Genomic DNA, 14,148 nt, shown 5'->3' on the forward strand with positions numbered 1-14,148 from the left:
CTTTGAGATTTCTTTTTCCGAATATCATATCATTAAATAACTGACATTCGCAACATTTCCGCTCTTTTCCATTTTCGCAACAGCTCGCTTACCAAAAAATAGAGAAACTCTCGATAGAATAGAGTGCAGAGAAGAGATTATTCTCTTTTCTCTGCTATTTAGTCTTAGCAAAATAAATTTTGCAAAAATCAAAAACTGATCACGATAGAAGTTTCTTTTCATATCTGATGAAAAGATACTTTTCGCAATCAGTTTTTGGATTGTTTTTATATCGATTGATAGCCATTTTTTCTCACAATCAATTAATTATATGCTTAAGATTCTTGTTCAAAAATTTCACGAAGTTTCGGGGCATTTAAATCTTTTTCAGATAGTTGAATCAATCTATATCGTAAGTTTCGATTATTTGAATGATATCGTTCAAGTCATCAATCACGATATCTGCTTGTGCCTGATCAGGGGGCAGATCTTGCTTTAATGCAATCGTATATAAATTAGCTGCTTTTGCTGACGCAATACCAACAGGAGAATCTTCTACTGCGATGCAATGTCTACCATCCAATGCATTTACTGCGATTTGATAAATTTCTGGATGTGGTTTGCTTTTAGATAGCTTTTCTCCTGAAATGACAAAATCGAAGTATGGTGCTAAAGCATTCTGTGTCAGCATTTTGTCGATTTCTCTTTGAGGAGAAGAAGAAGCAAGAGCAATTTTGATACTTTTCTTTTTTAAATAATCCAAGATGTCTTCCGCACCCTTTCGCAGTGCTATTTTAAAGTCAATAGGATGTTTTTCCCGGTACGCAAGGTATTCTTTTCTAAGATCAGCTCGTTGGTCTTTTTCTGAGACCAATACTTCCCAAATCCCATTTTCTGTCAGTCCAACGAAATCCAACTTATTCGTCGAACCTGGTAGGATGTTTTTTTCTTTGAAAAATTGCATACGTCGATCAAAATAAAAATTTTCTGAGTCAATTAAGACACCATCCATATCAAAAATCATGCCTAAATTCACAAACCTTCCTCCTATCCATAAATAATTTCATGAATCAATCGTAATTCCAACGTGGAAATCTTGATAGTATACTCACTCTCTATTTCGAAAAAGGCACGATGGATCTGTTCCATTTCTGCACCTGCTTGAGTCGTATATTCCTCTATATCTTCTTGTTCATCCACACTTTCTTTCCTTAAAATTCGTTCAATCATACAGCAGCAATGTAGGTATAGTAAAAACAACTTACTATTAGATAGAGTGATCTCTAAGGTTTCCTCAGCTACGGATACAGCACTTTGCACTAAACGCAACAGTTTGGTTGCGTCCAAAATCGTTAAATTTTCGATGATTTTATTAATTGAAAAACTGAACATCAGCTGTTCTTTTAAATCTTTATCACGTATGTCAAAATAATCTTGTAGAATTGAAATGAACTTCTCAACATCTTCACCGTTAATTAAATGATCAAGACCAATATAAGGAACCTGTTCGATTTTGGGATCTTCTGTTCCTACAATCATCAATACTTCATATATTTGGAAAGGATCCTCATACATTTTATTTTTTTGCAATTTTTTGTAATCATACGGAATAATCGTCAATTCTTTGCAATGATTTTCTAAACAAGATTCCAAAATCTCTTGTATTTGAGTAGCTGAACCTATTCCGGTGTAACAGCAAGTTAAGATTGCCTGTGTTTTTTCTTTTTTTGGTAGTATTAGTTGTTTTTTTACTTTGTTTTCTATATCGATTTTTTGGCTGATTTCTGCGATAGACATTTGTCTTTGAATCAACTGCCCAATCTCCAATACAAGAGGCGTAGAGACATAATCGATAATCAGCAGTGGACCACGTATTTTATCTGCTAGCTTTTTTCCGATTTCGTTCAACGACCCCATATCTACTAATAAAATCAACCCGGCGTCCGTTTGATGATCATTGATAAAGCGAATAACTTGTTCTTCTACTTTAGCTAACGTGATATTGATTGGCATATCATAAGCTTGAAAGATATTCTGCTTCAGTATCCGATTGCCTACGTTCGCCATACTGCTAGCAGTAGAATAACCATGAGCTAAAATGATACTCTTGATTTTCTTTTCTCCTAGCGTGATCTGCAACCCATGAAAATAAAAGGAAATAAAAATCAAATCTTCCTCTTTAAAATCTTGATCTAATTGTCGAGAAATATGTCCTAGTACTTTTTTAGCATACCAATAAGAAGTATCTATGGAACTCGAAACCAATTCTAACAACTTGTCTTTGACACTTTGCCATTCATGATTTTCTGCAATCATATCTGTGTTGTTTTTATGGTAGAGATACTGTGCTAGGGCAATCACACGATTACCATCTTGTTCCAATCCGTAGTTTTCATGCATCCAATAAAAAGTTTCTCGTATCTGATAGGTTAGTACAGAATAAAATGATTCTTCTTTCGAATAACTATCTTTAAAAATAAACTCGTCCATCAAATGATTGATTCGATTTACCGTATGATCAATAAAATCTTTGATCATTAATTCTTGCTTTTCAACTTTTTGATACATTTGCACTATTTTTTCAAATAACTGTCTGATTTGCCTGACTTCTGAAGATTCTAAAAAGACTTGGTTAGCTGTATGCGGCAAATATTGGCGGTCTGGTAAAGCTTTAATCGTTTTTTTTAGCTGCTCTTTTAGCTGCATGGTATTTTCAGTTGGAAGATCCTTCAAACGAACTCGAATAGACAGACTATTTTGGTTTTTGGCGTACGCACTACCGCAGACATATTTCACGATGTTCTTTATCTTCCCTACATTGCCTTCTAAGTCACTATTAAGCAAAAAGTCCACTAGTTGATAACTTACATCGATGCGTTTTGACAAAATATTCGCTTCATTGATAAAAAATGTGTCTATCAGTTGCATACGTTCTGATTGCGGACGACGTTCATAATTCGGCAACATGACAATCACTGGCAAACGGCGAATAAAGGTCGGCAAAAATGTTTGATAGACATTCTCAGTTGTTGCAAATATCATACGGACGTTTGCTTTATGTCTGATTGCATTGTCCCCCATCGGTGAAATTTCTCCTGTATCCATAAATGTAAAAAGCTTTTCTTGCCCTTCATCACTTAAGCGGTGAACCTCATCCAAAAATAATACGCCATTATCAGCTTTTTCTATCAATCCAATATGTTCTTTTTCTGCTCCGGTAAATGCTCCTTTGACATGGCCAAACAAAGCAGAAGACAAGAGTTCAGGATTGTTGAAATATTGGGCACAATTATAAGAGATAAACGGAGCATCTTTTGGGATGACCTTTTCTGCTACAGCATATTCATAGATTTTTTCTGCTAAAAATGTTTTTCCTGAACCGCTATTGCCCGATAAAAGAATAGGTAACCCATTCCCAGGATAAAGTACTGCTGTTTTTATTTGATCAACTGCTTCTCTTAAGCTGCCATTTGCTCCAATCACCGTTTCTAATGCATTGGCTTTTTCTGCTGCAAATAAGTCTTCCCAAGTTTCATATTCAGATTCTCTGTGAAAAATGCCAAGTTCAGCTAAAGCTTCAACATGTAAAAAAGAGACGGGGTAACTCTTGACCTTGACCAATACTCCTTCTTTCATTCCTTGATTTAAGTAGAAGCTTGTTGTACTTCGATTCAAACCGACATTTTCGCTAATTGATAAAGCTGAAAAATCTTCTGCATGATGCTCACTGTAATTTTTTGTCAGCTCTTTTAAATATTTTTCTACTTTTTTGTTCATGATCAACACCACCCAATTTACTCTTGCTCAATCAATTGTACGAGAATAAGAAACCCTTTTCAATGCAAGGGAAGAAAAGCCGAGGCACTTGGCCTCAGCTCTAGTTTAATACTCTAATTTCCACATATAACGACGCTTTGTCAGTGGATGTTGGCGTACTTCAGCTAATTCTTCTGCATAGACGCGGAATACTGCTGTGATGACGAATGGATTGAAGTAATCAAGAACCTCTTTCGCAATGTGGGCAGACAGTCCCCAATCCAGTGCATCTACGATTTCTATTTTTGCATCGAAACGATTCAAAAAAGTCAGTGCTCGGGCATCCATTTGACGCGTACGACCATCATTCATCAATAAGATAAATGGTACGTCTTTGTCCGTGATTTCAAATGGACCATGGAAAAATTCACCAGAATGGAAAGTACCAGAGTGAATCCATTGCATCTCCATCATTAAACAAATAGAAGTGGAATACGCAACTTCATGAGTCGCTCCTGAACTCATAACATATATCACCTTTTCATTTTTGAAACGTTCGGCGAATTTTTTTGCTTGTAGACGTGCTCCCTTTGCACTTTCTTGCGACAAATCATAAATTTTGTCGAAACCATCCATCATCTTATCGTAGTCTTTATACCCTTCGATCTGATTTAGTAGTTCAACTGCAAGTTCTAAGCAGTAACCTGTTTTTTCTAGTTTTGCTGCGTAATCTTCTGTGAAACGATGATAAATCACATAGTCTGCGTCTTTCGTTAACGGAGAATCTACGCTATGTGTTAAACTAATAACTGTGGCACCTTGTTCTTTCGCTACTGCGTTAGCTTGAACAGTTTCAGGAGTCGTACCTCCCAATGAAGCTGAAATAACTACAGTATGATCGTTGATCGAGCGAGGTGTCGCATAATTGAATTCATTTGCCGTAAAGTGGCTGATACGTAATTTGTTTGCGTTTTGTTCTAAAAAATATTTTGCTGGATATAGATCTGCTTTCGATGCACCACAGCCGACAAATACGATGGACTCCACCTCTTTGTTCGCGATGATTTCTTTGACGATATCTTTTGGACTTAATGTTGAATTCATGTTTGAATTCCTCCTCATACTATTTATTTTTAACCTAAATTAGGTTGGTCCCTTAATTAAAAATCCCGCATAAACTTAGTAAAACACCACCAGCGATACAAATAGTGAGCATCAAACCGGTCCGAACTTTCTTTTGCAACAACCAATACATAAAAAATGTCAGCCCTAAAGGAATCAACTGGGGCATGATATTATCTAAAATATCCTGTAAAACAAACGCCTTGCCGAATCTTAGCGGCGTGGTGATCCCAATCATACTAGCAATCATGGCTCCAATGACCATCAAACCGATAATCGTACAAACATACATCACTTTATCCATCAAACCTTCTTGATACAGTTTCGCTAAATATTTATTCCCAGTATTATAACCAATTTTTCCGCCATAATATGTAACGAAAAAGGACGGAATGAATGAGATGATAATGGCCAAGATAGGGCCTAAGATACTACCTTGCTGAGCGAGATTGATTCCAAAGCCAAAGGCCAAAACACGTATGGTTCCTTGGAAGAAAGAGTCTCCGATTCCTGACAAAGGGCCCATAAGCGAAGTCTTCAAAGCACTGATGGTTTCCGGATTGAAATTTTCTTGATCTTCGGCATATTGTTCTTCCATAGATGCTGTTAGTCCTAAAACGAATGAACTTGTTTGCGGCGTACAATTGTAGTAAGCCATGTGCCGCTCATAAGCATCGATTTTCTTTTGTTTGTCTTCTGGCTTGTCATAGATTTTATCGATGATTGGTGCAATACCATACATAAATCCCATATTCATTTGTCGTTCGTAATTCCACGAAGCTTGTATTGCCCACGAACGCCAGAAAAATTGCCAATACTTCCAACTATTTTGATCTTTCTTAGTCATAAAAAAACTCCTTTCTATAAATCATCTAAAGGATCAGGTTCGCTTACAGCTGTCCTATTATCTTTACCATTGAATTTGACTTGTGCCATCACAAAGGCCACAATGCAAGCAAAAGCTGCGATACCTGTGATGCTTAATCCGGAGTAAGCTGTGATTAGAAAACCAAGTAATAAAAACGGGATCATTTTTTTCGTCAACATCGTTTGTAACAACAAAGCAAAACCATATGCTGGTAAAATTTTGCTTGCTAAAGTCAGACCATTTGTCAACCATACTGGGATACTGCTCACGATATTTTTCACTAAATCTGTTCCAAAGTAAACAGCTAAAAAGATAGGGATAAAATACATCAGTGAATATAAGACCGTACCATAGATTATGTGGATCCGTCGTGCTCTGCTGAACTTTCCTTCATTGATTAAATTATCTGCCCAATGTGTCAGATTTGAGAGTACTGTCCGCATCAATATTCCAAGCATTTGTCCTAATACAGAGATTGGAATGGCAATAGTCAGAGCAGTTTCAGCATTGGAGCCAGATAGAATAGCAAAAGCTGTAGCAATAATGGACGCCATATTCATATCCGGTGGCGCTGCTGCTCCGATATTTACCAGACCAAGCGACATCAATTCCAGAGAAGCACCAACCAACAAACCTTTTTCCAAGTCACCTAATACTAACCCAACTAACGTACTCACGATTAAAGGCCGTTCAAAATTCATCCTCCCTAGTAGTCTAGAGTCCAAGATGCACATGATTCCGACCAGACCTAAGGCAATCGATTGAAACAACATAACGTAAACTCCTTTCTTTTTAAATCATTGTATTCAAATCCTCTTTTTTGGAGGTTGGAACCTGTTGCATGAACTGTTTGATGCCCATTGATTTTAGTACTTTCGCATCTTCTATCTCATTTTCAGTCAAGAAGATAGCATTACTGAATTGTTTTGATCCTTCTTTTTTTATGATGCCTCCGTAATTGATTTCCTTAACGTTTGAGTAACTTTCGCAAAACTGACGAACATCCTTGGTATTTCCAAAGATCATCATGATGTTTTCACTCAATGCTTCTATTTTAGATATTTTTGTCAAGGTATTTTCAACGGTAAATATATTGAGTTTGATTCCTTGAGGTTTTGATAGTTCTAAAGACATTTTTTTAAATTCATCATTGGCTGCTTCATCATTCACCACCAGAATTCGGTTGATTTGTAAAGATTTACTCCAAGAAAACACCACTTGTCCATGTAACAATCGGTGATCGATACGAATGAACTTGATCATAGATCATCTCCTCCTTCATTTGATTTTTTTAGTAATCGATTGCAATCAATCAATGACTGCCGACTTTCTTCGATAATCAATTCTAAATCTGCAGCAGCAATTGGGTTAACTTGCGTGGCGATTGAAATCACTAAGGGTAGATTCATTCCTGTGATCAAGCGTATTGCTGGCTCTTTCTTTAACAGTCCTATCATTTCATTATTGACACTTCCTCCTAAGATATCTGTGAGAATAAATAGATTTTCTTTTCCTAATTTTGAAACTATACTTTGTATTTGTTGTTCTATCGGCTCATCTTCATCGCGATAAGCCGATAATGCATAAATATTAGTGGCAGGTCCCAAGATCATTTCAGCTGTTTGTTTTAGACCTTGAGATAATGCGCCATGACTAGCTAGAATAATCGTATTCATTTTTATTTCCTCCTCGCTGACAGTTTTATATAAAGCAAATACCGTGCCAACTTCTGTTCAGCCTGTAAAAGCTATAGTTACAACTATTTCCCAACACTTTTATCATTTACTGATAAGTGTTCAATCTATTTTGTAAAAGTGTTGAACTGCTTTTCTACATATATAAAACAAAAATAGCCTCTCGACTGTGGGATAGGAACACAGTTGAGGGGCTGTTTTTGACTCGTTGAAGTCGTTCATACTTTGTGTAATCAGCGCTATTGAAGATCATGCATATGTATTTTATGGATGTATCTCCTCATCCAAATCATCCATGCAGGGTTATGAAAAAAATAAGGATACAGTTACATAAACTGTATCCTTAAAAAATATAACGGTGTAGAGAAATGGTAATTTAGAAATATTCAAAATAATATAGCTTTATTTCTTCAATTATCTAAGTATTTTTGTACTTAAAACTGCCAATTTTCAGGATCTTTTTTCCATTCTTTTAGCAGAGTTAATTCTTGCTCATCGATATAACGATCTTCTAAAGCTGCTTCGATCAATACAGAGTAATTGGTCAACGTCATAAGAGGGATTTCGGCTTTTTCGAAATTTGCTTTTCCTTTTGGCAACTCATACGTAAAGATAGCTGCAACACCAAGGATAGCTGCACCTTCTCTTTTTGCTGCTTCAGCTGCTTCCAAGACGCTACCTCCTGTAGAAATCAGATCCTCGATCACAACCATCTTCTGACCTTCAACTATACGCCCTTCGATTTGGTTGCCTTTCCCATGATCTTTCGCCTTACTTCGAATATAGACCATTGGCAAGTCTAATATTTCCGCTACCCATGCAGCATGAGGAATTCCTGCCGTTGCAGTTCCAGCAATTACTTGTACTTCAGGGAAAGCTTCTTTGATTTTTCTTGCTAAGCCTTTTGCGATCTCTTTTCGGACTTTTGGATAGCTCATCGTGATTCGGTTATCACAGTAAATGGGGCTTTTGATTCCACTTGCCCAAGTAAAAGGATTACTTGGATTTAAAAATACTGCTTCAATCTCTAATAGATCTTTTGCGATACTTTGTTCTACATTCATTTTAGGTTGGCTCCATTCTGTTTGAATCGCTCGGTATGCTTCATAAGGATCAGTTGCCTGTGTGATTGGTCGTCCCACAACGATGAAAGTTGAGCCAATCTCTCTTGCTTGAGAAGGTGTGACTACTCTTGTCTGATCTCCTACGACTGTTCCTTCTGGTCTTATCCCTGGAGTTAAGCAAACAAATTCATCTCCCGCCGTTTCTTTGATCGCTTCTACTTCCCAAGCAGAAGAAACCACACCATCTAATCCTGCTTTTTTGGCACAGTTAGCGTAATGGATCACACTTTTTTCTAAAGGAACTTCGATTAGTTGGTCTGCATGCATCTCCTCTTCACTTGTAGAGGTAAGTTGAGTGATAGCTAGAAGTAGCGGACGTTTCCCACCTTCTGGCGTTCCTTCTTCTAATCCACGCATTGCCGCCTCCATCATGCGAATACCGCCAGCTGCATGAACACATGTGACATCAACACCAAGCTTTGCCAGTCCCCGCATTGCTTTTTCGACCGTATTCGGAATATCGTGAAGTTTCAGATCTAAAAACACATCGTGACCAGCATCTTTTAAATAACGTACGATTTCAGGTCCTTCTTGGTAGAACAATTCCATTCCGATTTTCACAAACAATTTTTCTTCTTCTGGGAAAAAAAGAAGAAAGTCTTCTACTTCTTGCCAAGTTGAAAAATCTAATGCAATGATTGGTCGTTGGTTTAGTTGGTTCATCGTTCACGTTCCTCTCTCACTTCTTTGATTAATCTTTCCAGTGACTCAATACCTAGTTCGTTCATTCGCACTGGGAGCTCTTTGATTAGTTTAGGACAGATATAGGGATCGGTGAAATTCGCAGTCCCTATAGCTACAGCGCTTGCTCCAGCCATAAACATCTCAAGAACATCGTCCACTGTCTGCACGCCGCCCATCCCAATGATTGGAAGATTGGATATACTTGCCACTTGATGAATCAAACGGATAGCGACAGGCTTGATTGCTGGTCCGGATAGTCCACCTGTTTGATTGGCTAAAATTGGTTTTCTTGTCTTAAGGTCAATCCGCATACCAAGTAGTGTATTGATCATTGTAAATCCATCTGCCCCTCCAGCTTCGATTGCCTGAGCGATTGGAACGATGTCTGTCACATTGGGAGATAGTTTGACATAGACAGGAACAGAAGCAACTTTCTTTACTGCTTGTGTTAATTGAAAAGCAACATCAGGATCTGTTCCAAAAGCGATACCGCCATGCTTGACATTTGGACAGGAAATATTCAGCTCGATTGCTTTCACATTTGGCGCTTCGCCGATTTTGCTACAAACTTCTACATAGTCTTCTTCACAAGCACCAGCAACATTTGCGATGATGGGTAACTCATTGTACTCCTCTAATTCTGGAAGAAGTTTATTCATAACAACGTCTAGACCAGGATTTTGTAAACCAATCGCATTCAACATGCCAGATGGTGTTTCCGCCACTCTCGGTGTGGGATTGCCAAAGCGAGCATTTGGAGTCGTTGCCTTGACCATGATCGAACCAAGCTGATTCAAATCATAGTATTTTCCATATTCTTTGCCAAAACCGAAACAGCCGCTTGCTGGCATGATAGGATTTTTTAATTCTAGGCCAGGAAGTTTGACTGCTAAAGGATTCTCATTCATATAATTACCTCTCCTATTTTAAAAATCGGTCCTTCGTCACAAACTTTCACACTTTTTGTTCCTGTTTCATCTTCTGGCGTATGACAAACGCAAGCATAGCAAGCCCCTATCCCACATGCCATGCGGGATTCTAATGATAACTGGACATTTTGATGCGAAGAAAACAGCTGTTCCACTGTCTTCAATAACCCGTTTGAACCACATGCAAAAACTGCTGTAGGTTTCGTCTTCGTTCCTAATAATAAATTACCGACATTTCCGTGCATACCGTATGTGCCATCGTCAGTAGCGATTCTTGTTTCTCCAAGACGATTAAATTCTTTTTCATAATAAACGACTTCATGTGTGGCAAAACCTAAAAAGTGCGTTGGCTTGATCCCTTTTTTGACTAACTGCTTTGATAACTCATACAGAGGCGGGACACCGATTCCTCCACCGATTATAAATACTTCGTCTCCTGTATGAAGATCAGATAAATCAAAGCCATTACCTAAAGGGCCCATAACATCTAAATAGTCTCCGGCAGAAAGAGTAGAGAAAACGCTAGTCCCCTCACCTTCCACCCGATAGATAATACGGCAAGTATTTGTCTCGTGATCGATATGATTCAAGCTAATCGGTCGGCGTAGCAGCAAGTCTGCACGCGGCACGAGGATATGCAAGAACTGTCCTGGTTGCTGCATTTCTTTTACTAGATCACCTTTTAATGTCATTTCAAAAATCTTTGGTGCCAGCTGTTTTTGCTGAACGATTTCCATCATTTCTTGTTTCATCTGTCCCCTCCTGTAACGGATTTTCTTCTTTCGGTCTTAACATGTATACACCGTTAAATAGGGTTGGTTGAAAATGCACGGGATTCCATCACTCGAACGATCGCATCTGCTGTGTCTAAAGAAGTAAACAACGGAATACCATGTTCGACTGCTTCTCTTCGGATAATGAAGCCGTCTTTAGAAGCATTTCCCCGATCTTTATCAATCGTATTGACAACCACTTGTGTTTTACCATCTCGTATTAAGTCGACTACATTTTTTTCTGCTGCTTCCTCAGAAATTTTCGCAACTGTTTCAACAACCAAACCATGTTTTTCGAAATAGGCAGCTGTATGTTTCGTTCCTATCAGACTATAGCCGATTTCTGTAAAACGTTTAGCCAACTCTAGTGCTTCTTCTTTTGTTTCATCCGCAATCGTAAACAATACGGCTCCATATTCAGGCAAGTGTAATCCAGAAGCTTCGAATGCCTTGTACAAAGCTTTGTCTAATTGTCTGTCAGACCCCATTACTTCTCCAGTCGATTTCATTTCAGGCCCTAAGTAAGTATCGACTTTCTGCAATTTAGTAAAAGAAAAGACGGGCGCTTTAACATGGACTTCTTTTGTTTCCTTATAAAGTCCGTTTTCATAACCAAGTGCCTTTAATTTCTCTCCCAAAATAGCTTTCGTCGCAATTTGTGCCATTGGAATTCCTGTCACCTTACTTAAGAATGGAACAGTCCGACTTGCTCGAGGATTGACTTCGATCACATAAACCTCATTTTCATGGATGACGAACTGGATATTCATCATCCCGACACAGTTCAAACCTAATGCTAAACGGATCGTGTAGTCTTCGATCGTTTTCTTGATTGATTCAGATAATGTTTGAGGTGGATACACAGCCATTGAATCCCCTGAATGGACACCGGCACGCTCAATATGTTCCATGATCCCTGGAATGAGTACTGTTTCACCGTCACAAATCGCATCCACTTCGCATTCGCCACCAAGCAAATAGCGGTCCACTAGTACTGGATGTTCTGGAGAAGCTTTCACAGCATGTTCCATGTAGTCTTCTAAATCTCGCTGATTTTCAACGATTTCCATCGCACGCCCGCCTAATACATAGCTTGGACGAACAAGTACTGGATAACCAATTCTCGAAGCGATAACCACGGCTTCTTCTTTACTTGTAGCAGTATCCCCTAAAGGTTGAGGAATATCCAACTCTTTCAGCGCTTGCTCGAATAAATCACGATTTTCCGCACGATCCAAGTCTTCAATCGTTGTCCCTAAGATTTTTACACCAGCAGTAGTCAAAGGTTCGGCTAAGTTGATTGCTGTCTGACCACCGAATTGAACGATTACTCCTATCGGCTGTTCTAGCTCGATCACATTCATCACATCTTCGAAGGTCAATGGCTCAAAATATAATTTATCCGAAATAGAAAAGTCAGTAGAAACTGTTTCCGGATTGCTGTTCATGATGATTGCCTCGTATCCTGCCTGCTGGATTGCTTTGACAGAATGCACAGTCGCATAGTCAAATTCAACTCCTTGTCCGATACGGATAGGACCAGATCCCAGTACTAGAACTGAGGGCTTTTCTGATCGTGAACTTTCATTTTCATATTCATAGGAACTATAAAAATAAGGTGTTTTTGATTCGAATTCCGCTGCACAAGTGTCAACCATTTTATATACAGGAATCAAGTCATTTTCTTTTCTCATCTGGCGAACGGCTTCTTCGCTTATTTCCCACAGCTCCGCCACTTTTTTGTCTGTAAAACCGTTTTGTTTCGCTGTTTTCAATATCCTGTCATCCAACGGCTGCTGTTTCAACTGCTGTTCGATTTCTACGATATGCAACAGTTTATCTAAAAAGAATAAATCGATTTTTGTCAAATCTGCCAATTCTTCTATGGTGTACCCTCGTCTAATAGCTTCAGCTACATAAAACAGGCGATCATCTTGTGCTCGAACCACTTTTTGGATTAGGTCATCGTCCGTGATGTCTGCCAACTCAGGAAGTTCGATATGGTGTGTACCGATTTCTAAAGAACGCACAGCTTTCAATAAAGACTCTTCGATATTCCGACCGATAGCCATCACTTCACCAGTTGCTTTCATCTGCGTACCTAAAAGCCGTTCTCCGTTTTCAAACTTATCAAACGGCCAGCGAGGAATTTTAGCTACAACATAATCTAATGCAGGTTCAAATTCTGCAAAAGTCGTTCCTGTTACAGGATTTTTCATTTCGTCTAATGTTAATCCAAGCGCTATTTTAGCAGCTAGCTTAGCGATCGGATAGCCAGTCGCCTTACTTGCTAACGCCGATGAACGAGAAACACGCGGATTGACTTCAATCACATAATAATTAAAGCTATGTGGATCAAGAGCAAGTTGGACGTTACAGCCTCCTTCGATCTTAAGTGCTCGAATAATCGAAAGAGAAGCATCACGAAGCATTTGATATTCATGGTCAGACAATGTCTGGCTAGGAGCAAACACGATAGAATCACCTGTATGGATACCCACTGGGTCAAAATTTTCCATGTTGCAGACAACGATTGCATTATCAGCCGAATCTCTCATCACTTCATATTCAATTTCTTTAAAACCCGCAATACTTCGTTCAATTAAACATTGGGTAGCTGGGGAAAGACTTAATCCATTTTCTGAGACTATTCGTAATTCTTCTTCATTTTCACACATGCCTCCACCAGTCCCGCCTAAAGTAAAGGCTGGACGAACGATGACGGGATAGCCGATTTTATTTGCAAACGCTACAGCTTCTTCTACTGTATTGACGATTTCAGACTCGGGGATTGGCTGATTCAATTCTTTCATCAACTGTTTGAATAAATCACGGTCTTCTGCTTGATCGATCGCAGAAAGCTTCGTTCCTAGAAGTTCTATGTTCAATTCTTCTAAAATACCTGATGCTGCCAGCTCCATTGCCATATTGAGGCCTGTCTGTCCGCCTAAAGTTGGAAGTAGAGCATCTGGACGCTCTTTTCGAAGAATCCTTGATACAAATTCAAGTGTGATCGGTTCGATATATACTTGATCTGCCACTTCTTTGTCCGTCATGATCGTCGCAGGATTAGAATTTACTAAAACCACTTCATATCCCTCTTCTTTTAAAGCAAGGCAAGCTTGTGTTCCTGCGTAGTCAAATTCTGCGGCTTGACCAATGATGATCGGACCAGATCCAATCACCATAATTTTCTTGATATCTGTACGTTTCGGCATC

At 38.7% G+C, this 14,148-nt stretch carries 12 protein-coding genes and 1 pseudogene; all 13 read right to left on the bottom strand.

The window, feature by feature from the left end; all coding sequences use genetic code 11:
- Nucleotides 1-24 precede the first annotated feature (24 nt).
- Complete coding sequence (locus FTX43_RS15440; protein ID WP_073490441.1) at nucleotides 25-303, bottom strand: hypothetical protein; 279 nt, start codon at nucleotides 301-303, stop codon at nucleotides 25-27.
- Between the two features lie 76 nt (nucleotides 304-379).
- Entirely contained in the window at nucleotides 380-1,015 is a 636-nt protein-coding gene (locus tag FTX43_RS11135; protein ID WP_147607071.1) for an HAD family phosphatase, read from the bottom strand.
- Nucleotides 1,016-1,026: 11 nt separating this feature from the next.
- Entirely contained in the window at nucleotides 1,027-3,756 is a 2,730-nt protein-coding gene (locus tag FTX43_RS11140) for a sigma 54-interacting transcriptional regulator (RefSeq protein WP_147607072.1), read from the bottom strand.
- 105 nt (nucleotides 3,757-3,861) lie between these two features.
- The gene (locus FTX43_RS11145; RefSeq protein WP_002313783.1) at nucleotides 3,862-4,839 is read right to left on the bottom strand and encodes an SIS domain-containing protein; all 978 of its coding nucleotides are present in this window, start codon (nucleotides 4,837-4,839) and stop codon (nucleotides 3,862-3,864) included.
- A 52-nt stretch (nucleotides 4,840-4,891) separates the two neighbouring features.
- A complete protein-coding gene (locus FTX43_RS11150) occupies nucleotides 4,892-5,704 on the bottom strand; it encodes a PTS system mannose/fructose/sorbose family transporter subunit IID (protein ID WP_002344209.1) in 813 nt (270 codons plus the stop codon).
- A gap of 14 nt (nucleotides 5,705-5,718) precedes the next feature.
- Nucleotides 5,719-6,498 (bottom strand): PTS sugar transporter subunit IIC, encoded by a 780-nt coding sequence (locus FTX43_RS11155; RefSeq protein WP_002313784.1) that lies wholly within the window; start codon nucleotides 6,496-6,498, stop codon nucleotides 5,719-5,721.
- A gap of 19 nt (nucleotides 6,499-6,517) precedes the next feature.
- Nucleotides 6,518-6,988 carry a PTS sugar transporter subunit IIB gene (locus FTX43_RS11160; RefSeq protein WP_002309310.1) on the bottom strand — a complete coding sequence of 157 codons (471 nt, stop codon included), beginning with the start codon at nucleotides 6,986-6,988 and terminating at the stop codon, nucleotides 6,518-6,520.
- On the bottom strand, nucleotides 6,985-7,401 hold the full coding sequence (locus tag FTX43_RS11165) for a PTS sugar transporter subunit IIA (protein WP_002309312.1): 417 nt from the start codon (nucleotides 7,399-7,401) through the stop codon (nucleotides 6,985-6,987). Before FTX43_RS11165 ends, FTX43_RS11160 begins: the two co-directional genes overlap by 4 nt.
- A 452-nt stretch (nucleotides 7,402-7,853) precedes the next feature.
- Nucleotides 7,854-8,483 (bottom strand): orotate phosphoribosyltransferase, encoded by a 630-nt coding sequence (gene pyrE, locus FTX43_RS15265; RefSeq protein ID WP_029680876.1) that lies wholly within the window; start codon nucleotides 8,481-8,483, stop codon nucleotides 7,854-7,856.
- A gap of 9 nt (nucleotides 8,484-8,492) precedes the next feature.
- Nucleotides 8,493-9,206: pseudogene (gene pyrF / locus FTX43_RS15270) on the bottom strand (orotidine-5'-phosphate decarboxylase); the annotation flags it as partial.
- Nucleotides 9,203-10,135, bottom strand: a complete 933-nt coding sequence (locus FTX43_RS11175; protein WP_002309316.1) for a dihydroorotate dehydrogenase — start codon at nucleotides 10,133-10,135, stop codon at nucleotides 9,203-9,205. The pseudogene pyrF and the gene FTX43_RS11175, both read right to left, overlap by 4 nt.
- Nucleotides 10,132-10,908 (bottom strand): dihydroorotate dehydrogenase electron transfer subunit, encoded by a 777-nt coding sequence (locus FTX43_RS11180; protein ID WP_002309317.1) that lies wholly within the window; start codon nucleotides 10,906-10,908, stop codon nucleotides 10,132-10,134. Before FTX43_RS11180 ends, FTX43_RS11175 begins: the two co-directional genes overlap by 4 nt.
- A 53-nt stretch (nucleotides 10,909-10,961) precedes the next feature.
- Nucleotides 10,962-14,147: a carbamoyl-phosphate synthase large subunit gene (carB, locus tag FTX43_RS11185; RefSeq protein WP_002309319.1), complete on the bottom strand. Its 3,186-nt coding sequence runs from the start codon at nucleotides 14,145-14,147 to the stop codon at nucleotides 10,962-10,964.
- Nucleotide 14,148: the final 1 nt, after the last annotated feature.

The sequence above is a fragment of the Enterococcus sp. DA9 genome, from assembly GCF_008000875.1.
Taxonomy (GTDB): Bacteria; Bacillota; Bacilli; order Lactobacillales; family Enterococcaceae; genus Enterococcus_B; species Enterococcus_B lactis.